This window comes from Aeromonas cavernicola, from assembly GCF_002795305.1.
Classification (GTDB): Bacteria; Pseudomonadota; Gammaproteobacteria; order Enterobacterales; family Aeromonadaceae; genus Aeromonas; species Aeromonas cavernicola.
Genome location: NZ_PGGC01000102.1, coordinates 17,466 through 37,233, shown reverse-complemented (window position 1 = coordinate 37,233; position 19,768 = coordinate 17,466). Strand labels below are relative to the sequence as shown.

General features: G+C 55.3%; 18 protein-coding genes. 4 read left to right on the top strand and 14 right to left on the bottom strand.

All coding sequences use genetic code 11. The features are described 5' to 3' along the window. Nucleotides 1-34 precede the first annotated feature (34 nt). The 8 genes from rseP to rpsB form a co-directional block, all read right to left on the bottom strand. The gene (rseP, locus tag CUC53_RS12165) at nt 35-1,387 is read right to left on the bottom strand and encodes a sigma E protease regulator RseP (RefSeq protein WP_100294415.1); all 1,353 of its coding nucleotides are present in this window, start codon (nt 1,385-1,387) and stop codon (nt 35-37) included. Further along, nucleotides 1,387-2,583 carry a 1-deoxy-D-xylulose-5-phosphate reductoisomerase gene (ispC, locus tag CUC53_RS12160; protein ID WP_100294414.1) on the bottom strand — a complete coding sequence of 399 codons (1,197 nt, stop codon included), beginning with the start codon at nt 2,581-2,583 and terminating at the stop codon, nt 1,387-1,389. The genes rseP and ispC overlap by 1 nt, the downstream gene beginning before the upstream one ends. Next, a complete protein-coding gene (locus CUC53_RS12155) occupies nt 2,583-3,440 on the bottom strand; it encodes a phosphatidate cytidylyltransferase (protein WP_100294413.1) in 858 nt (285 codons plus the stop codon). Before CUC53_RS12155 ends, ispC begins: the two co-directional genes overlap by 1 nt. Nucleotides 3,441-3,467: 27 nt before the next feature. Beyond that, nucleotides 3,468-4,244 (bottom strand): polyprenyl diphosphate synthase, encoded by a 777-nt coding sequence (gene uppS / locus CUC53_RS12150; RefSeq protein ID WP_100294412.1) that lies wholly within the window; start codon nt 4,242-4,244, stop codon nt 3,468-3,470. Nucleotides 4,245-4,316: 72 nt separating this feature from the next. Further along, complete coding sequence (frr, locus tag CUC53_RS12145; RefSeq protein WP_100294411.1) at nt 4,317-4,874, bottom strand: ribosome recycling factor; 558 nt, start codon at nt 4,872-4,874, stop codon at nt 4,317-4,319. Between the two features lie 48 nt (nt 4,875-4,922). Then, the gene (gene pyrH, locus CUC53_RS12140; RefSeq protein WP_100294410.1) at nt 4,923-5,657 is read right to left on the bottom strand and encodes a UMP kinase; all 735 of its coding nucleotides are present in this window, start codon (nt 5,655-5,657) and stop codon (nt 4,923-4,925) included. A 71-nt stretch (nt 5,658-5,728) separates the two neighbouring features. After that, nucleotides 5,729-6,610 carry a translation elongation factor Ts gene (gene tsf, locus CUC53_RS12135; RefSeq protein ID WP_100294409.1) on the bottom strand — a complete coding sequence of 294 codons (882 nt, stop codon included), beginning with the start codon at nt 6,608-6,610 and terminating at the stop codon, nt 5,729-5,731. Nucleotides 6,611-6,714: 104 nt separating this feature from the next. Continuing rightward, the gene (gene rpsB / locus CUC53_RS12130; protein WP_100294408.1) at nt 6,715-7,443 is read right to left on the bottom strand and encodes a 30S ribosomal protein S2; all 729 of its coding nucleotides are present in this window, start codon (nt 7,441-7,443) and stop codon (nt 6,715-6,717) included. Nucleotides 7,444-7,811: 368 nt separating this feature from the next. Here rpsB and map point away from each other — a divergent pair, with 368 nt between their 5' ends. The 3 genes from map to dapD all read left to right on the top strand — a co-directional run bounded on the left by map (nt 7,812) and on the right by dapD (nt 12,330). Next, nucleotides 7,812-8,600, top strand: coding sequence for a type I methionyl aminopeptidase (map, locus tag CUC53_RS12125; protein WP_100294407.1), 789 nt, complete (start codon nt 7,812-7,814; stop codon nt 8,598-8,600). Between the two features lie 92 nt (nt 8,601-8,692). After that, entirely contained in the window at nt 8,693-11,329 is a 2,637-nt protein-coding gene (gene glnD / locus CUC53_RS12120) for a bifunctional uridylyltransferase/uridylyl-removing protein GlnD (RefSeq protein ID WP_100294406.1), read from the top strand. Between the two features lie 173 nt (nt 11,330-11,502). After that, nucleotides 11,503-12,330 carry a 2,3,4,5-tetrahydropyridine-2,6-dicarboxylate N-succinyltransferase gene (gene dapD / locus CUC53_RS12115; protein WP_100294405.1) on the top strand — a complete coding sequence of 276 codons (828 nt, stop codon included), beginning with the start codon at nt 11,503-11,505 and terminating at the stop codon, nt 12,328-12,330. A 174-nt stretch (nt 12,331-12,504) separates the two neighbouring features. Here dapD and nadA read toward each other — a convergent pair whose 3' ends face one another. After that, the gene (gene nadA, locus CUC53_RS12110) at nt 12,505-13,557 is read right to left on the bottom strand and encodes a quinolinate synthase NadA (RefSeq protein ID WP_167386750.1); all 1,053 of its coding nucleotides are present in this window, start codon (nt 13,555-13,557) and stop codon (nt 12,505-12,507) included. Nucleotides 13,558-13,790: 233 nt separating this feature from the next. On the opposite strand from nadA, the gene CUC53_RS12105 reads away from it, so the two are divergent. Then, nucleotides 13,791-14,390 carry an HAD family hydrolase gene (locus CUC53_RS12105; RefSeq protein ID WP_100294403.1) on the top strand — a complete coding sequence of 200 codons (600 nt, stop codon included), beginning with the start codon at nt 13,791-13,793 and terminating at the stop codon, nt 14,388-14,390. Nucleotides 14,391-14,480: 90 nt separating this feature from the next. Here CUC53_RS12105 and CUC53_RS12100 read toward each other — a convergent pair whose 3' ends face one another. The 5 genes from CUC53_RS12100 to CUC53_RS12080 all read right to left on the bottom strand — a co-directional run bounded on the left by CUC53_RS12100 (nt 14,481) and on the right by CUC53_RS12080 (nt 19,745). Continuing rightward, on the bottom strand, nt 14,481-14,738 hold the full coding sequence (locus CUC53_RS12100) for a hypothetical protein (protein WP_100294402.1): 258 nt from the start codon (nt 14,736-14,738) through the stop codon (nt 14,481-14,483). Nucleotides 14,739-14,869: 131 nt separating this feature from the next. After that, the gene (locus CUC53_RS12095) at nt 14,870-15,667 is read right to left on the bottom strand and encodes a DUF1338 domain-containing protein (RefSeq protein WP_100294401.1); all 798 of its coding nucleotides are present in this window, start codon (nt 15,665-15,667) and stop codon (nt 14,870-14,872) included. A 190-nt stretch (nt 15,668-15,857) separates the two neighbouring features. Beyond that, a complete protein-coding gene (astD, locus tag CUC53_RS12090) occupies nt 15,858-17,351 on the bottom strand; it encodes a succinylglutamate-semialdehyde dehydrogenase (protein ID WP_100294400.1) in 1,494 nt (497 codons plus the stop codon). A gap of 81 nt (nt 17,352-17,432) precedes the next feature. Further along, nucleotides 17,433-18,452, bottom strand: coding sequence for an arginine N-succinyltransferase (gene astA, locus CUC53_RS12085; protein WP_100294399.1), 1,020 nt, complete (start codon nt 18,450-18,452; stop codon nt 17,433-17,435). A gap of 75 nt (nt 18,453-18,527) precedes the next feature. Continuing rightward, entirely contained in the window at nt 18,528-19,745 is a 1,218-nt protein-coding gene (locus CUC53_RS12080) for an aspartate aminotransferase family protein (protein ID WP_100294398.1), read from the bottom strand. Nucleotides 19,746-19,768: the final 23 nt, after the last annotated feature.

Sequence of the window (19,768 nt, the reverse complement as noted above, 5' to 3'; positions counted from 1 at the left end):
TTTGTTCTTATGTGTCCTTGTTGATGCTCTTGCCTCAAAGGCGAGCGAAATCGTTAAACAACGCAATACCCATCAATAACATCAGAATGGCTGCACCAATCCTGAAACCGACTTCCTGTACTTTTTCCGATACTGGTTTACCTCTGACCGCTTCGATGCAGAAATAAACGAGATGGCCACCATCAAGTACCGGAAGAGGAAACAAATTGATGATCCCCAAATTGACACTGATCAGTGCCAGAAAACTCAAGAAATAGACCAACCCATAATCAGCACTGCTACCCGCTCCTTTAGCAATCGAGATGGGCCCACTTAGGTTGTCTAGTGAAACAATGCCGCCTATCAGCTTACCGATCATATCAAAGGTCAGAGTGATCAGGCTCCAACTCTTCTGGGCAGCCTGCCACAGCGCTTGGAAAGGCCCATACTGTAACAGAATTCGATATTCATCCGGTAATGGAACTAACTCCGGTGATAAACCAACAAAGCCAACCTGTTTGCCTTGAACCGTTTTCTCATCAGGCGTCAATGTTAAGGACAATGTCTGTCCATCACGTGCCACCTCAAGCAGCAGCGTTTCACCAGGAGCCTGTTGCACTCGTTCAACAAATTGCTGCCACTCAGTGATGCTCTGCCCTGCTAGGGTGAGGATTTTATCGCCAACCAAGACGCCGGCCCGCTCACTAGCACTATTGGCAACCACCGCAGAGACCACTGGCAACGCTTTGTTCCCGAGCGGAATAATACCAAGGCTAGCTATCGGCGACTGTTTATCTGGATCAAAGACCCAACTCTGTAGCGATAGCTCTTTGTCGGTGACATAGCTGGTGTGCGGCGTTTTTAGTGTGAGGGTGACGGAACTGTCGCCCAAATGACTAATGAGAGCGTAAGTCACACTTTCCCAATCACCGGTCTCTTGGTTACCCACCCCCACAATCTCCATGCCTGGGGTAATCCCCGCTGCGGCAACGATGGAGGCAGGACGCACCTCACCTATTACGGGTTTGACGCTGGGCACCCCGATGATAAACATCAACCAAAGGGCAAACAGGGCGAACACAAAATTGGCCATGGGGCCTGCCGCCACAATTGCCATCCGCGCCCAGACACTTTTGTGATTAAAAGCATACTGCTCGTCACCGGGCTTGAGTTCATCGACTCGACCGTCAAGCATCTTGACGTAACCACCGAGGGGGATCAGTGCCAGCACATATTCGGTGCCATCTTTGCCCATTTTGCGCCAGAGCGCTTTGCCAAAACCGATAGAAAAACGTTCAACCCGCACACCACAGCGACGGGCAACCCAGAAATGACCGAACTCATGTACCGCCACTAACAACCCAAGCGCAACAATAAAGGCGCCCATATTCCACAACACACCGCCCATCAGCCGAGCTCCTTAATCAGGTGGTGAGCACGCTCTCTGGCCATCTCATCCAACACCAGCAAATCGTCTAACGATCCCACAGCACTGCTTTCAAATGCCAACATCACGGCTTCATTAATCCTAGAAATATCCATAAAACCGATCCGAGTGCTTAAAAAAGCAGCCACGGCCTCTTCATTAGCCGCATTCAGCGCGGTCGTGGCAGCTTGCCCTTGTTGGCACGCATTGATAGCCAGTGCCAAATTGGGATAACGCGCATAATCGGGTCGAATGAAGCTGAATTCTCCGACAGTGAAAAAGTCCAATGGTTCCACACTAGAAGAGATTCGGGCGGGGTATGCCAGTGCATGAGCAATAGGAGTACACATGTCAGGATTACCCAATTGGGCTAACACTGAGCCATCCTTGTACTGCACCATGGAGTGGATCACTGACTGCGGATGGATCACTACCTGGATCTGCTCGGGGGCGGCGTTGAACAGCCAACGCGCCTCGATATACTCCAATCCCTTGTTGATCATGGTGGCAGAGTCGACCGAAATCTTGGCCCCCATCGACCAGTTGGGATGAGCAATGGCCTGTGCAGGAGTCACCTTGCCCAACTCACTGATCTCGGTGTAACGAAACGGGCCGCCGGAACCGGTCAGCAAAATCTTGCTGACCCCTGCGGCAGCCAGATCGCAAAAACCGGGCTGACGCTGTACCTCGGTCGGCAGACACTGAAAAATAGCATTGTGTTCACTGTCGATGGGCAGCAGTTCGGCACCATGCTCGCGCACGGCCTCCATGAAGAAAGCACCGGACATCACCAATGCCTCCTTGTTGGCCAGCAAGATACGCTTGCCCGCACGTACCGCGGCCATGGTCGGGGCCAGACCGGCCGCCCCCACGATGGCGGCCATCACGCTATGGGCATCGGGATGGGCGGCCACATCGCACAGGGCGTCCACGCCCGCCATGACTTGGGTCGCACTGCCGTGGGTTTTGAGACCCGCAGCCAAGGCTCGGGCGGCATCCTCATCGACCATCACCGCAAAACGGGGGGAAAATTCAAGACAGTCCCGCAACATGGCATCCACGTTGCGGGCAGCGGTCAACGCCAAGACGTGCCAACTGCTTGGGTTATGGCGCAGCACTTTCAAGGTACTCTGACCGATGGAGCCGGAGGCCCCCAGAATAACCAGTGATTGCTGCATCACAACTCCTGACTCAGTAGCAGATAGCTGAGCAGAAATACCGGCAGCGCAGCGGTGAGACTGTCGATCCGATCAAGAATACCGCCATGGCCTGGTAGCAGGTTCCCAGAGTCCTTAATGCCCGCTTCGCGCTTGAACATGCTCTCGGTCAGATCACCCAGCACCGAGGCCAATACCGCTAACAGGGAGCAGAACAGCACGGTGAACATCTTGGCTGGCACAAATCCCATTGACCAGGTCACGCCGATGGCCAGCAGGCTGGCGGTAAAGAGGCCACCACACATCCCTTCGATAGTTTTGCCAGGACTGACGGCGGGCGCCAACTTGCGTTTACCGAATGCCTTGCCGAAAAAATAGGCGCCTGAATCGGCCGCCCACACAAGGCCCATCACGAACAACAGGATCCAAGCCCCCATCATGGGATCGTGATAAAAGTTGTAGCCACGGATCGCTACCAGTGACCAGAAAAAAGGGACCAAGGTGACCAGCCCAAACAGCGACTTAAGCCAAGTGGAAGATCGCCATAGCTCAGCGCTGCGAGGATAACGCAGTACTAATAGCAGACCGAGTAACCACCAGCTAACCGCACACCAGAGCACGCCGATGACGATGGGGTGCAGATGGGGCGTCCAGAGTTGATCGACCGGCAACCCTAACAGGCTTGCGCCAAGCAACAGACAAAACCCTAAGGGCAGCCACTGCGACGAACCGGTAGCAACAAATCCCCCCCACTCGCGGCTGGCTAACAGAAAAATTAACGCAGCCAACAAGGCAAAAAACTTCAGTGGTAGAAAAAAAAGCGCCCCAAGCACTAAGGGGATCAACATCAAAGCAGTAATAATTCGTTGTTTTAGCAAAAGAAACCTCTCTCTTGGGAGCGGGGTTTAGCCGATCTGCTGCTCGGCGATAAGTTCCCGTATCTGTTCACCCGTGCAACCGAAGCGACGCTCTCGGGCAACGAACGAGGCGACAGCCTCACTGAACTCAGCCTCGTTGAAATCGGGCCACAATACCGGGGTAAAGTAGAGCTCCGCATAAGCGAGCTGCCACAGCACAAAATTACTGATCCGGTGATCGCCACCCGTTCGGATTAACAGGTCCACCGGGGGTAAATCAGCCATGCAGAGGTAACGCTCTAACATCGCCTCATCGACCTGCTCAGCATCTAACTCACCACGTGCCACCGCATGAGCCAGCTTACGCGCCGCCTGGGTGATATCCCACTGACCGCCATAGTTGGCAGCAATATTAAGGGTCAGCCCCTGATTATCGGCAGTCAGCGCCTCCGCCTTGGCAATCTTGGCCTGCAAACGTTCACTAAAGCGCGCAGTATCACCGATAACTCGCAGCCGGATCCCATTTCGGTGAAGTTTGCCCACTTCTCGGCCTAGCACTGTCATGAAAAGTTCCATCAGGGCATTCACTTCCCCTTCTGGACGACGCCAGTTTTCGCTGGAGAAGGCAAACAGCGTCAGCGCTTCAATCTTGGCCCGAGCTGCAAAGGTAACGGCTTCACGAACCGATTTGACGCCAGCCTTATGTCCGTAGACTCGCAGCTTGCCGCGATTTTGGGCCCAACGCCCGTTGCCATCCATGATAATGGCGACGTGACGGGGCAAAGATGAGTTGGCACAATCACCCAACGTAGCCAACAGCGACATGGTTTTCTCCCACAAAGACAAAAACGCCGTGCAGGGGCACTACACGGCGCTCGTAATATACCTTTCAGACGCTTAGATTTCCATTAGCTCCTTTTCCTTGCCGGCAAGGGCCTCATCGACCAGCTTGACGTAGGCGTCGGTCAGCTTCTGAATCTCTTCTTGGGCGCGACGATCGTCATCTTCAGAGATCTCTTTTTCTTTGAGCAACGCTTTTAGGTCGGCATTCGCATCACGACGAATGTTACGTACCGCAACACGGGCGTTCTCTGCTTCACCACGCACAATCTTGGTCAGGTCACGGCGACGCTCTTCGGTCAGCGGTGGCAGTGGTACCCGCAGGGTCTGGCCATTACTTGACGGGTTCAATCCCAGATCAGAAGTGAGGATCGCCTTTTCTACTGCCTGGATCATCGAACGATCGAAAATAGAGATAGAGAGGGTACGCGCATCTTCAGCCACCACGTTAGCGAGCTGCTTGAGCGGGGTAGCGGCGCCGTAATATTCAACTTGGATACCATCGAGCAAGCTGGGATGAGCACGGCCAGTACGGATCTTGGACATTTGAGTCTTGAGCGCTTCGACACTCTTACCCATGCGCTCTTTGGCGTCGTTTTTAATCTCGTTGATCACAGTGGTTTTCCTTTTAGCAAAGGAGCCGTTACACGGCCCATATCAATCTTATTTACTGACGTGGTGGATCAGAGTGCCTTCCGGCTCGCCCATGATGACGCGGCGCAGTGCACCTGGCTTGTTCATGTTAAATACGCGGATTGGCAGATCGTGGTCGCGGGCCAGAGTAAAGGCAGCAAGATCCATCACTTTGAGTTCTTTTTCAAGCACTTCCTCGTAACTGAGCTCTTGGCACAGCACCGCATCAGGGTTCTTAACCGGATCGTCGGTAAACACCCCGTCAACCTTGGTCGCCTTCAACACCACATCAGCTTCAATTTCGATCCCACGCAAACACGCGGCAGAATCGGTCGTAAAGAAAGGATTGCCGGTGCCAGCAGAGAAAATAACGACTTTACCAGCACGCAACTGGCTGATGGCCTCAGCCCACACATAGGAATCACAGATCCCCTGCAAGGAGATAGCCGACATCAGACGAGCATTCACATAAGCACGATGCAACGCATCACGCATGGCCAGACCGTTCATCACCGTCGCCAGCATGCCCATGTGATCGCCCACCACGCGGTTCATGCCCGCTTTGGCAAGGCCAGCCCCACGAAACAAGTTACCACCACCGATGACCAACCCGACCTGAACCCCCAGCTCAACCAGTTCCTTGATCTCTTGGGCCATCCGATCGAGCACCGCAGGGTCAATGCCAAACCCCTCGGTTCCTTGCAGGGCTTCACCACTTAATTTCAGAAGAACACGTCTGTATGCAGGCTTGGGATTGGTACTCATGTCACTGATTCCTGGTCATATAAAGACCGCGACATAAGTCGCGGTCTGGGGAAACGGAAAAACCGGTTCGATTAGGCCTTCTGAGCGGCCGCGATTTGGGCTGCAACTTCAGCAGCGAAATCGGTCTCTTGCTTCTCGATGCCTTCGCCCACTTCGAAACGGGTGAAGGAGACAACGTCAGCGCCTTCTTTCTTCAGCAGCTCGGCAACGGTCATGGAAGGATCTTTCACGAACGGCTGACCAGTCAGGGAAACCTCACCGGTGAACTTCTTCATGCGGCCTTCAACCATCTTCTCGGCGATATCTTTCGGCTTACCGGAGTTGATGGCGATATCGATCTGAATTTCACGCTCTTTGGCAACAACTTCAGCAGACACGTCTTCTGGCTTGACGAATTGCGGGCTGTTAGCAGCAACGTGCATGGCCAGATCTTTGGCCAGATCGGCAGAACCACCCGTCAGCTTGGTGATAACACCAATGCGGGAACCGTGCACGTAGGTGCCTAGGTTGTCACCTTCAACCAGCATCACGCGACGCAGGTTCATGTTTTCACCGATCTTAGCGATCAAGTTGGTGACGGTCAGCTCGATAGACTCGCCATTGCCGAAATCTGCCGCTTTGAGGGCGTCGATGTCAGCAATCTTCTGAGTAGCTGCAATGTCAGCGATCTTCTGGCCCATTGCCATAAAGCTGGCATCTTTGGCGACGAAGTCGGTCTCACTATTGAGCTCGATCATGGCAGCAACGTTGCCTTCGGTGCGAGCAAAAATAACGCCTTCAGCGGCGATACGGCCCGCTTTCTTGGCGGCTTTGGCCTGACCGGATTTGCGCATATTCTCAATTGCCAGCTCGATATCACCAGCAGCTTCTTCCAGTGCTTTTTTGCAATCCATCATGCCAGCGGCAGTGCGCTCGCGCAGTTCTTTTACCAGGGCGGCAGTAACGTTAGCCATGTTCAGTATCCTCGGTCTTGAATTGACAAGAAACAGGGGCCACAAGGGCCCCTGCTAACCAATTACATCAGCTTGGTTAATAAGGGCTTTACAGTCCTTATCAATTACTCAGCTTCAACGAAGCCATCTTGTTCAGCTTGAACTACGATGTCCTGCTCGCGAGCTTCCAGTACGGTGTCAGCAGCTGCGTTCAGGTACAGGTTCACAGCACGGATAGCATCGTCGTTACCCGGGATGACATAGTCAACGCCGTCCGGGTTGGAGTTGGTATCAACGATGGAAACGACCGGGATACCCAAGTTATTGGCTTCTTTGATAGCGATGTGCTCGTGGTCGGCATCGACAACGAACAGAACGTCAGGCAGGCCGCCCATGTTCTTGATACCACCCAGGCTCTTCTCCAGCTTTTCCATTTCGCGAGTACGCATCAGCGCCTCTTTCTTGGTCAGCTTGTCGAAGGTACCGTCTTGGCTCTGGGTTTCCAGATCTTTCAGGCGCTTGATAGACTGACGAACGGTTTTCCAGTTGGTCAGCATACCGCCCAGCCAGCGGTGGTTTACATAGAACTGGTCGCAACGCTCAGCGGCATCTTTTACGGCTTCAGACGCGGCACGCTTGGTACCAACGAACAGCACCTTACCTTTCTTGGCAGCTACGGAGCTGATGAAGTTCATGGCATCGTCAAACATCGGAACGGTTTTTTCCAAGTTGATGATGTGAACCTTGCTACGGGCACCGAAGATGTAGGATTTCATTTTCGGGTTCCAGTAACGAGTCTGGTGACCGAAGTGAACGCCGGCTTGCAGCATGTCGCGCATAGAAACTTTAGCCATTTTATACCTCTGTATGGGGTTAGGCCTCCACACATCCCATATAACCGACCCGTTAAGGCACCCCGGCATATGTGTCGATGTGTGTGTGTTATGAGTTAGGGTGATGAAATAAAGAAGTCTCCTCCTCCATTCCGGCGCGCTTTATACCATAACTTTGCCAAGGACACCACCGATGGCAGCAGGAAATAACGCCAGAGGCGCACATCGTTAACCACCACCTCACCTCATTTAATCTCGCAATAACAATCACGCTGGAAGTAAGCGGGGGTTGCAGATAAAATTTCGGCCTGATTACAGACGCATCTATTTTCATTACCTGATTGCTGCTCCCTATCACTGCTAGGCTATCAGGCCGCACGAGAGATCCCATGTCGATTCAAATCAAAACGCCGGAAGAAATTGAAAAGATGCGCATCGCAGGTCAATTGGCCGCCGATGTGCTGGTCATGATTGCGCCCCATGTCAATGCTGGCGTCACCACTGATGAGCTCAACACCCTCTGTCACAACTACATCGTCGAAGTGCAGCAAGCGGTTCCAGCCCCGCTGAACTACCACGGGTTTCCCAAGTCCATCTGCACCTCGGTCAATGAGGTGATCTGCCATGGCATCCCCAATCATAAAAAGCTACGGGAAGGAGACATCGTCAACCTCGACATCACGGTGATCAAGGACGGCTACCATGGCGACACCTCCGCCATGTTTATCGTGGGTACGACCACGCCACTGCGTCGTCAACTTTGCAAAGTGGCACAAGAGAGCCTCTACGCGGCGATTAAGCGTGTGCGTCCTGGCCTGTGTATTACGGAGGTCGGCGCGGTGATCCAGCCCATCGTCGAGCAAGCGGGATTTTCGGTGGTGCGCGACTACTGCGGCCACGGCATTGGTGCCCAGTTCCATGAAGAGCCGCAGATCCTCCACTACCGCAACAGTGGGAAACTGGAACTCAAAGCAGGCATGTGCTTTACCATCGAACCCATGGTCAACAGCAAAAAGTATCACTGTAAAGTCAATCCCAAAGATGGCTGGACCGTGACCACCAAGGATGGCGGCGACTCCGCCCAGTGGGAGCACACCCTGCTCGTCACTGAGGATGGCTGCGAAGTGCTGACGCTGCGCCCCGATGACACCATCGACCGAGTGATCAAGCACAGTTAACGCATTAACCCCAGCATAGTGCTGGGGTTTATTTTTCTGACATCCCCATCATGGTGTGAATACCAACACACCCCACAACAGCATGAGATGCCATGGACGCCAGCCTGCTTTCCCCTCACCAGCTGCCCGATGATCAACTCACTCGCGAGAACTGCAGGGCACACCTGAGCCGCTTTCTTAGCTGGCTACACGCTCGTTTTGACGCTGGCGATAACATCATCGAGCTCGTCACCACCCGCAGTGGCTATATGGACCAACTGCTGACCAGGCTTTGGCAACATTTTGGCTTAGATAGCACCGACCTGACCCTGATCGCCGTTGGCGGCTATGGCCGGGGCGAACTCCACCCTCACTCGGATATTGACCTGCTGTTGCTCTATGAAGGGGAGGAGCTAGATGAGGTGTTGGGGCTGCGCATTGGCGAATTTATTGCGCTGTTGTGGGATCTCAAACTGGAGATAGGTCAGGCGGTGCGCAACGTGGCGGAGTGCATTGAGCAAGGCAAGGCCGATATCACGGTAGCCACTAACCTGATTGAGGCTCGCTATATCACCGGCCGTCGAGCAGGTTTTTTGCAACTCCAAGCCGCCACCAACCCAGCCCATTTCTGGCCAAGCGAAGCGTTCTTTCGTGCCAAACGCCACGAGCAAGCACTGCGCCATCAACAGTTTCTCGGCACCGCCTACAAACTAGAGCCTGATATCAAAAGCAACCCTGGTGGCCTGCGTGATATCCAAACCCTAACGTGGGTGGCACGCCGCCACTTTGGCGCTACCACCCTGTTTGAAATGACCAGCCATGGTTTTCTCAACCGCGCCGAGTATCGCGAACTGCTCGACAGCCAAAACTTTCTCTGGAAAGTCCGCTTTGCCCTGCACATCGCCATCAACAAGGGCGACAATCGCCTGCTGTTTGATCGCCAACGCACCGTGGCCCAGATGCTGGGGTTTGAGGGCCAAGGACATGCCCCTGTCGAGCAGATGATGAAGCGTTTTTATCAAACGGTGCGGCGGGTCGCTGAACTCAACGAGATGCTGCTGCAACTGTTTGATGAGGCGATCCTCGGCAACAGTGCCATGGATGTGCGCCGTCTCTCCGACGAGTTCCAGCTGCGCGGCCGCCTCATCGATGCGGTGGATTCCGAACTGTTTGGCCGCGAGCCCGCCGCCATTTTGCGCCTTTTCTACCAGATGGCCCAACATGCCGACATAGTAGGTATCCACTCCGCCACCTTGCGTCAACTGCGCGAGGCGCGGCGTAAGCTCAACTGCTGGCTGCAAGATTTACCCGAGTGTCGGCGTCTGTTTATGGCGCTGTTACGCCATCCAGACGGGATTGGACTGCCGCTCACCCTGATGCACAAATATGGGATCTTGGCTGCCTATCTGCCGCAATGGAATCTGATTGTCGGCCAGATGCAATTTGATATGTTCCATGCCTATACCGTCGATGAGCACACCCACCGGCTACTGAAAAATCTTCACCGCTTCCCCAACGCCGCCAGCCGCCAGAGCCACCCTCTCTGCTACGAGGTGTTCACTCGGCTACGTAAGCCAGAGCTACTGAGCATCGCCGCCCTGTTTCACGATATTGCCAAAGGGCGGCGCGGCGATCACTCCGAGCTGGGCGCCGTCGATGCGCTGGAGTTCTGCCAGCTACATGACCTTGACCGCTATGAAAGTCGGTTAGTCGCTTGGCTGGTGCGCCACCACCTGCTGATGTCAGTAACCGCCCAGCGCCGCGACATTTATGATCCCGATGTCGTGACCGAATTTGCCCAAAAGGTGCGTGATGAGCAGCACCTCGATCTGCTCTATTGCCTCACCGTCGCCGATATTTGTGCCACTAATGACACCTTATGGAATGACTGGAAGGGGACCCTGCTGCGAGAGCTCTATTTCGCCACCCAAAAGGCCCTGCGCCAAGGGCTGGAAAACCCACCTGACGTGCGACTGCGGATCAGAGAGAACCAGCGTCAAGCGAAGCAGCTGCTCGCCCAGCGGGATGTATCAGAAGAGGCAATTAACCAACTATGGAGCGACTTTAAAGCCGACTATTTCCTGCGCCATAGCCCCGAACAGATTGCTTGGCACTGCCGCAAAATTATTGAACACGCAGACACCCCAGCCCCTTTGGTCATCATCGGTAAACAACCCACTCGCGGTGGCAGCGAGGTGTTTATCTACTGCCGTGATACACCGAACCTGTTTGCGACCGTTGCTGCGACCTTGGATCAGAAAAACCTCACTATCCACGATGCCCAAATCATGAACTCGCGCAGCAACTATGTGCTCGATACCTTCGTGGTCCTTGAACCGAGCGGAGAGCCCATTAGCCCTAACCGCACCACCGCCATCAAGCAAGCACTAGAAAGCGCGTTGCAAACGCCCAGTAAGCTGGTGCTACGCAGCAAGCCGCTGTCACGGCGTCATCGCCAGTTTAACGTACCGACTCGGGTGGTCTTTCTCCCTCACAAAGGGGAAAATCGCCACACCCTGATGGAGCTCACTGCCCTCGATACCCCAGGTCTCCTGGCGCGCATCGGCGCGGTGTTTCAGCAATGTGGCTTGTCACTGCATGCCGCGAAGATCGCCACCTTTGGCGAGCGAGTGGAAGACTTTTTCAGCCTAACCAGCCTCAACGGTGACCCGCTGACACTCGAGCAACAACAACAACTGGAAGCGCGGTTGGTCAGTCAACTCAACCCGCCACCCGCTGCGCCCGAGTGAGTTAATCTTGACTCAAAAGAAACCACCCTAACACCTTTTTCTCTATGCCAAACAATAGGTTGAGTGAGAAAAATGGACAAAATAACCACTAGCGGGAAGAAATCTACGCTTCCCCTTAAAAAGCACCAGAAAAGTGTGATACAACAAACCCCATTTTTTAAAGGAAACCTGTCATGATCGAGTTGCAAAAAATCATTGAGACGGCCTTCGAGCGCCGCGACACCATCACCCCAAGCACAGTGGATAGCGTCACCAAGTCTGCCATTTTGCAAGTCATCGAGCTGCTAGATGCAGGCACGGTACGAGTGGCCGAGAAAATCGCCGGTGAGTGGATCGTCCATCAGTGGCTGAAAAAAGCGGTACTGCTCTCGTTTCGTATTAACGATAACGGCATCATCAAAGGGGACGATGCCCAGTATTACGACAAGGTTCCCCTCAAGTTCGCCAACTACACCGAAGAGCAGTTCAAAGCCGCAGGGGTACGGGTAGTGCCGCCAGCGACCGCCCGTAAAGGGTCGTTCATTGCGCCCAACACGGTGCTGATGCCCTCTTATGTCAATATCGGCGCTTACGTTGACGAAGGCACCATGGTCGATACCTGGGCCACCGTGGGTTCCTGTGCCCAGATCGGCAAAAACGTCCACCTCTCTGGCGGTGTCGGCATCGGCGGCGTGCTGGAGCCACTGCAGGCCAACCCGACCATCATTGAAGACAACTGCTTTATCGGCGCCCGCTCCGAAGTGGTAGAAGGGGTGATCGTCGAAGAGGGCTCGGTGATCTCCATGGGCGTCTTCATCGGTCAATCGACCCGTATCTATGACCGTGAAACCGGCGAGATCCACTATGGTCGCGTACCGGCGGGCTCGGTAGTGGTGTCAGGCTCGCTGCCCTCCAAGTGCGGTAAGTACAGCCTCTATGCTGCAGTTATCGTCAAAAAGGTCGATGCTAAGACCCGCACTAAAGTCGGCATCAACGCCCTGCTGCGGGCTATCGACGACTAACCCGGCGACCTCAGCGACGGCCGTTTATCTGACGGTCAGTGCGCTAACCCGCTCGTCAACAACAAGGGGGAGGCTATCGCCTCCCCCTTGTTGCATGTGTAGCCCATCACTGCGGCCCCATCCCAAGCGGCATGATGGTGGCACTATGTGTCGAGCAGAACGTTGCTCATCTGCTTATCGGGTGTTAAGGCTGGCGGCAAAGTGCAGCATTCGCTCAAGCGGGATCAAGGCACGTAGCCGCAGCGGCTCTGCAACCTCGATCTCATGGTGGGCCGCAGGCTCGGTCAGCGCCGCTTTGACGGACATCAAGCCATTCATCGCCATCCACGGGCAGTGGGCACAGCTGCGACAGGTGGCACCCTCCCCGCCTGTTGGGGCGGCCACCATCTCTTTATCTGGGCAAGCCTGCTGCATTTTGTAAAAAATGCCGCGATCCGTTGCCACGATTAGTTTGCGCTGGGGTAGCGCTTTGGCGGCTTTGATCAATTGACTGGTAGAGCCCACCGCATCCGCCAACGCAATCACCGCCGCAGGTGACTCAGGGTGCACCAACACAGCGGCGTCAGGATGCTGGGTTTTCAGCTCATCAAGGGCCCGGGCTTTAAATTCGTCATGGACAATACAGTGCCCTTGCCAACGCAGCATCTGGGCACCGGTTTTTTTCTCGATGTAATCCCCCAAATGGCGATCTGGGGCCCAGATGATCTTCTGACCAAGGCTATCGAGATGCTCGACAACCTCAAGCGCAATACTGGAGGTCACCACCCAATCAGCGCGCGCCTTGACGGCCGCAGAGGTATTGGCATACACCACCACCACGTGGTCGGGGTTAGCATCGCAAAATGCTGAAAATTGATCAGCCGGACAGCCTAAATCGAGGGAACACTCGGCCCCTAAGGTTGGCATCAGGATCTGTTTGTGCGGGCTTAAGATCTTGGCGGTTTCCCCCATAAAGCGGACCCCCGCCACGATCAATGTGTCGGCCGGCTGATCGCGGCCAAAACGGGCCATTTCGAGGGAGTCACCCACAAATCCACCGGTTGCCTCAGCTAAGGCTTGGATCACGGGATCGGTATAGTAATGAGCTACTAATACCGCTTGGCGCGCCTCAAGCAGGGTGGTGATCTCTGCCACTAACGCCGTCTGCTGTTGCGCCGTTAAGGGGGTAGGCTTAACCGGAAAGGGATACTCCATATCCAACACCGGTGGAGGGACAACATGACTCATTGCGATGGTTCCATCAAAGCTCGTGAAGGTGGAAATTATACCCACAAGGCCCGCGCAAACCCATCATAAAACCACCCGTGAACCACGATAAAACTCAAACGAATACATCTTGTTAGCGACTCAGTGGCCTTGCTGACTATCATCCCTCCCTCTCCAGCGAAACGAAGCGGCATCGCCGCTTTCATTCTGGTATGGTGGCCCTTTTCCCCCTGTTGGCCAAAGGAAGTAGACCCATGTTCGAGCAGTTCCAATTCGAGAGATATGATGCCCTGATTTTTGATATGGATGGCACCTTGGTGGACTCTATGCCTCTGCATCTGGATGCGTGGCAGCAGACCAGTGCTGAGTTTGGCCTGCCTTTTGATCGGGCAGAGATCAACGAATATGGCGGGATCCCGACTCGCAAAATCGTACCGATGATCGCCAGTCAGCATGGTCTGACTATCGATGTGGAAGCGTTCACCCAGCGTAAAATCGCCCTTTACATGGAGAACATTAGCCGCGTGAAGGTCTTCCCTAACATGTGGGATCTCGTCAAACGCTATCACGGCAAGGTCGCGATGGGGATCGGCACTGGTTCGCCCCGTCAGCAAGCTGAGCTGATCTTAAAAAGTACCGGTCTTGATGCGTATATCTCGGTGGTGATCACGGCCGACGATGTGACTAACCACAAACCTCATCCTGATACCTTCCTCAAGGTGGCCGAGCAACTAGGAGCCACTCCTGCTAACTGCTTGGTATTTGAAGATACCCAGATTGGTATTCAAGCCGGCAAAGCCAGTGGCATGGCCACCATGCTGGCCACTGAAGGCCACTTGCAGCCGATCCTTTGAGTCAGCACATCAGTCAGACCCTCAGCAATAGAAAGGGGCCTATTCATTAGGCCCCTTTCTTTGTCTGTTGCGTGCTTAACGTGTTGGCGGTCAGCCCAGTAGACCAGCAAGCGCGATAGGCACAGAGGTGGCCAGCTCAAACTTGCTGTGCTCACCTAACTCTTGCTGAAACTCGCCTTCACTACGCAGTAACCCCAGCGCCTGACTCGGCGTCTGTGCCTTAATCGGATTGGTCAGGGCAACAAAGCCCTGATCCAGCAGTTGCTGGCGCTCGCCGCTGTAGCTGGGCAGGCTGGTATCAAGGTAGGTCAAGATGCCCTCGTGCTTGAAAAAGTGATAAGTCGCCATGGGTGTGCTCCGTAATGAAAAATCCACTTTAGCTGTGCTTGGCAACGGGATCACCTTGAAATGGAGACAAAAGAGGCTCAAATCACACTTCTGCTTGGCTCGGTGCCGCACCGCCGCCCAGACAACCGCCATTAGCGCGCGTTGGTTGACTCAAAAATTTTATCAGCCGACGCTTCGACAAACCCTGAATAGAGTGCGCCATCAGGCTGAGGGTAACGCAACGCAAACTCATAAAAACAGCTAGGAATGGGGTATACCCCATCACTGAACACCACCTCAGCCCGATCGGCCATGGTGGCTGATTGCTCCAACATCACTTGCGGGTCTCCCTTTACCTCACCGCCCGCACTGTTAAGCACGAACCCCGCCGCCTTCAGCGCCGCGTTGACTTGGTGCAGGGTATCGAAATTCGGCAATGTGTTGATATTCACCGTGAAGTGGTTGGCTCGATAACCCCACGCCGCCACCCACGCGGCGTATTCACTCTCCGCTAGCAGGGTCTGGTAGTCAGCGTAAGAGGCCTGCCAAGGGGCACCTGCGTAGAGAAATGCAGGGGTATCGGTCAGATGCTCAGGGACCTGCTCGGCCAGCTTGCGGATGATGGCCTGAGCCCCTGCAGAGAGCTCGTCGACCTTCAGCTCGCTGATAAACACCTTGGGTGCGTCCGGATCTTGGTGCTCGAAATGCTGGGCATAGAGCTTCTTAGCCTTGAACAGATACTCGCCTTTCTGCTCGTAACCGAGCGCCAGAAAGTGGCCAGCCAGCTTATCTAATCCCAGCGTGGGCAGATTGTAGGTGCGAAACGCCACGTGATCGTTGACGATGGGCTCGCCACCGCCCAGCAGAGTGTGCACCTTGGCGGCGCTTGGGGTCACCTGGAGGTAGTTGTCCCACAGATGACTGAACAGGGTGTCGATATCCTTTTGCATCTCTCTTTCCTTTGATTGTGGGTACAGATGGGGGCACCGCTGGGTGCCCCTGTTGTTATTAGAAGCGCAGGCCGGGCGACAGCTGATCCGGCATAGCCGCTTTGCTCTCTTCAACGGAAGCCACCGGGGATATGACACAGTAGTCGGCGGCGTTAAGCCATCTCTGCTACATTGGCATCCCCATTTGCTCTTAAAACGTCAAGCCAGGAGACAGCTGCTCCGGCATGGCGGCGTTGCTCTCTTCAACAGAAGCCACCGGATAGGCGCAGTAGTCAGCGGCGTAGTAGGCGCTCGCTCTGTGGTTACCGGAGGCGCCGATCCCCCCAAACGGCGCGGCACTGGAGGCGCCGGTGATGGGCTTGTTCCAATTAACGATGCCAGCACGGATCCGCTTAAAGAAGTGGTGCCAGTCCGCCTCCTTGTCACCCAGCAGACCCGCTGAGAGACCATAACGGGTGGCATTGGCCTGCTCGATGGCGGCATCGAAATCGTCGTAACGAATCAGTTGCAGCAGCGGGCCGAAGTACTCTTCGTCCGGCAGGGCACTGACGGCAGTCACGTCGATGATACCCGGCGAGACCAAGCCGGTGCCCGCTTTCAGGTGCTCAAGCACCAGCAGGCTCTCGCCAGCCAGCTGTTGCAGATTGGCTTGTGCCTCGACCATGGTTCGCGCCGCCTGCTCGCTTATCATCGAGCCCATAAAGGGCTGATCCACGTCGTCGTAATAACCGACCTTAATCTGGCTGACCACCTCGACCAGTCGCTTGACCAGCTCATCGCCCCGCTCGCCGCGCTCGACAAACAGACGGCGGGAGCAAGTACAGCGCTGACCGGAAGTGATGAAGGCCGACTGGATAATGGCATGCACCGCGCCGTCGATGTTGCTCACATCCTTGACGATCAGCGGGTTGTTGCCGCCCATCTCCAGCGCCAGGATTTTGCCCGGCTGGCCGGCAAACTGCTGATGAAGCAGATGACCGGTGCGGGAGGAGCCGGTGAAGAACAGGCCGTCGATAGCGGGATTGCCAGCCAACGCCTTGCCGGTCTCCACCTCCCCTTGCAGCAGAGTGAGTACCCCGTTGGGCAACCCAGCTTGCTGCCATATCTTGACCATGGCCTCGGCTACCATGGGGGTCAGCTCGGAGGGTTTGAACACCACGGTGTTACCGGCGATCAGCGCCGGGACGATATGGCCGTTGGGCAGATGGCCCGGGAAGTTGTAAGGGCCGAACACCGCCACCACGCCGTGGGGTTTGTGGCGGACAAACGCCTTGGCGCCCGGCATGGTATTTTCCACGGTGCCGGTGCGCTCGTCATGGGCCCGAATCGAGATGGCAACCTTGCCCTGCATCGCCGCCACCTCGGTGCGGGTCTCCCACAGCGGTTTGCCGGTTTCGCGGGCGATGGTGAGCGCCAGCACATCGATTTGCTCGCCGAGCAGGTCGGCATAACGACGCACGATGGCCAGACGATCCGCAAGGCTCATGTCCGCCCAGAGGTAGAAAGCAGCGCGGGCTGCCTTGACGGCGGCATCCACTTGCGCCGCGCTGGCGGCAGCCCCCTGCCAAATCACCTCGTTTTTGGCCGGATCCCGTGACTCGAACTGCTTGCCTTCACCGGCAAGCCACAGACCGTTGATACATTGCACTAACGATTGCCCTAAAGACTGCACTAACTGGCTCATCCTTCACTCCCTGTGATGCTGCGGTGGCCACCCCACCGACGCCTATGCCATGTGGTCAGTGTGTCGCCGCACACGACCCACTTAATCGAGCTCGACGGTACGCACCATGTCACCATCTTGCACCTTGAGTGCTGCCGCCATCTTGGGCGGGATGATCGCTTCGTGCTTGTCGAGATCGACCCGAATATTGCCGTAACAGGCGCGATAGTGTTCAAAACGGGTATTACACATCAGGTGGGTTTTTCCGCCGATCGGCTCCCCCACCACGACCCGTAATTTCAAACTACGGCGTACGCTGCGGATATTTTTTATATCGCACTCAATGGTCGGGCCCGCATCAAAAATATCGACGTAACCACGACTGACAAACCCCTCATCCTGCAACATCTTGATGGCTGGCCGCGTTTTTTCATGGGTCTGGCCAATCACGGCGCGCGCTTCGCTACTCAGCAAATTGACGTAAATGGGGTGCTTGGGCATCAGCTCGGCAATAAAACGCTTCTTGCCAATCCCGGTGAGGTAATCGACGGTGGGAAAATCCATCGAGAAGAAGTGCTTTTGGAGCCATTCGTAGAAAGGGCTGTGGCCATTGCTATCAGAGACGCCGCGCATCTCGGCAAACACGGTTTGCGCAAACAGCTCAGGATGCTCGGCCATAAAAAGGAAGCGATGTTTGGAGAGCAGACGACCATTGAGCCCTTGGCGGGCACATTCTCGCAAAAACAGGGTACACAGCTCGGTGTTACCGGTGTAGTCATTGGAGAGGGTCAGGGTTTCAACAACGTTATAGATGCCAAGCTTGGGAGAGGAGTGCACCACCTTACCAAGGTGATAGTGGTAAAACGGCTGAGATAGCCCCACCGCCGCATCAATGGCGCAAGTGCCGACCATCTCACCACTGTCGAGATCTTCGGCAACAAAGAAATAGAGGCAATCGCCTTTGCCTGCGGGTTTGTCAGAAAAGGTCTGGGTTGACGCATCAATCTTACGCTGGAGCAGGTTGTCGTTCACTGGCAGCGACGTCATACCAGTACCTGATTCAATCGCGCAAAGCTTTAACCCCGCAAAATCTTTTTGCTCGATAGGACGGATGACCAACATAGATGACATCTCCCTTTCTATGACGACAGGTGGGGGCTTGGCGCCTGCCAAGATGGCTCCCCACCTCAATAAAGATCAGCCTTGCACTACCTGAGCAACCGCTTGCTCAAAACGAGCCAACCCTTCTTTGATGTCAGCCTCTGGGATCACTAATGAAGGAGCGAAACGCACCACATTGGTCCCCGCCACGAGCACCATCAGACCCTGCTCGATCGCGGCGAGTGAAAAATCGCGAGAACGGCCCTGATAATCATCATTCAGTGCGGCCCCAAGCAGCAGCCCCTGTCCCCGGATCTCGGCAAAACAGTGGTACTTGGCATTGATCGCCGCCAGCCCATCCCGAAACAGCTGCTCGCGCTGTTTCACCCCAGCGAGCACCTCTGGGGTATTGATCACATCCAGCACGGCCTCTGCCACCGCACACGCCAACGGGTTACCGCCATACGTCGAGCCGTGGGTGCCGACTTTAAAATGGGCAGCAATCGCACTGGTCGTCAACATGGCACCAATGGGGAAACCACCACCCAGCGCCTTGGCACTGGTGAGGATATCTGGCGTGACGCCAAGCCCTTGGTAGGCATAGAGCGCCCCAGTACGGCCCACTCCAGACTGCACTTCGTCATAGATGAGCAGGGCATTGTGCTTATCGCACAGCGCGCGCACCCCGTTGGCAAACGCATCGGTGGCGCGAATAATCCCGCCCTCCCCTTGCAGGGGCTCCATCACCACGGCACAGGTTTTATCAGAGATCACCTCAGCCAGTGCAGCCAGATCGTTGTAAGGCACATGGAGAATATCGCCCGGCTTAGGGCCAAAACCATCGGAGTAAATGGCCTGACCACCCACGCTCACCGTAAAGAAGGTGCGGCCGTGAAACCCCTGATGGAAGGCGATGATCTGGGTTTTATGCTCACCAAATTGTTCGATGGCGTAACGGCGAGCGAGCTTAAGGGCCGCTTCGTTAGCTTCCGCACCAGAGTTACAGAAATAGACCTTGTCGGCAAAGGTGGCAGCGACCAGCTTTTTCGCCAAACGCAGGGCTGGCTCATTGGTCATCACGTTAGAAAGGTGCCACAGCGTCTCGCCTTGGGCTTTGAGTACCTCCACCAGCTTGGGGTGACAATGACCCAAACCATTGACGGCGATGCCGCCCGCAAAGTCGATATACTCGCGTCCTGTTTGATCCCATACCCGTGATCCCTCTCCCCGCACCGGAATCATCTTGGCGGGCGCGTAATTGGGCACCATCACATCATCAAACAGGTCACGGGTTACGGCTAACAACTCTGACATATTGAGCTCCTTGAATCTGGCAG

Bases quoted from the DNA above. Each gene is read 5' to 3' on its own strand.
- glnD (WP_100294406.1), top strand. From the start codon at position 8,693: ATGGACGCCAGCCTGCTTTCCCCTCACCAGCTGCCCGATGATCAACTC.
- map (WP_100294407.1), top strand. From the start codon at position 7,812: ATGTCGATTCAAATCAAAACGCCGGAAGAAATTGAAAAGATGCGCATC.
- uppS (WP_100294412.1), bottom strand. From the start codon at position 4,244: ATGTCGCTGTTGGCTACGTTGGGTGATTGTGCCAACTCATCTTTGCCC.
- CUC53_RS12105 (WP_100294403.1), top strand. From the start codon at position 13,791: ATGTTCGAGCAGTTCCAATTCGAGAGATATGATGCCCTGATTTTTGAT.
- rseP (WP_100294415.1), bottom strand. From the start codon at position 1,387: ATGGGCGGTGTGTTGTGGAATATGGGCGCCTTTATTGTTGCGCTTGGG.
- ispC (WP_100294414.1), bottom strand. From the start codon at position 2,583: ATGCAGCAATCACTGGTTATTCTGGGGGCCTCCGGCTCCATCGGTCAG.
- CUC53_RS12080 (WP_100294398.1), bottom strand. From the start codon at position 19,745: ATGTCAGAGTTGTTAGCCGTAACCCGTGACCTGTTTGATGATGTGATG.
- dapD (WP_100294405.1), top strand. From the start codon at position 11,503: ATGATCGAGTTGCAAAAAATCATTGAGACGGCCTTCGAGCGCCGCGAC.
- nadA (WP_167386750.1), bottom strand. From the start codon at position 13,557: ATGAGTCATGTTGTCCCTCCACCGGTGTTGGATATGGAGTATCCCTTT.
- CUC53_RS12095 (WP_100294401.1), bottom strand. From the start codon at position 15,667: ATGCAAAAGGATATCGACACCCTGTTCAGTCATCTGTGGGACAACTAC.
- pyrH (WP_100294410.1), bottom strand. From the start codon at position 5,657: ATGAGTACCAATCCCAAGCCTGCATACAGACGTGTTCTTCTGAAATTA.
- tsf (WP_100294409.1), bottom strand. From the start codon at position 6,610: ATGGCTAACGTTACTGCCGCCCTGGTAAAAGAACTGCGCGAGCGCACT.
- astA (WP_100294399.1), bottom strand. From the start codon at position 18,452: ATGTTGGTCATCCGTCCTATCGAGCAAAAAGATTTTGCGGGGTTAAAG.
- rpsB (WP_100294408.1), bottom strand. From the start codon at position 7,443: ATGGCTAAAGTTTCTATGCGCGACATGCTGCAAGCCGGCGTTCACTTC.
- astD (WP_100294400.1), bottom strand. From the start codon at position 17,351: ATGAGCCAGTTAGTGCAGTCTTTAGGGCAATCGTTAGTGCAATGTATC.
- CUC53_RS12100 (WP_100294402.1), bottom strand. From the start codon at position 14,738: ATGGCGACTTATCACTTTTTCAAGCACGAGGGCATCTTGACCTACCTT.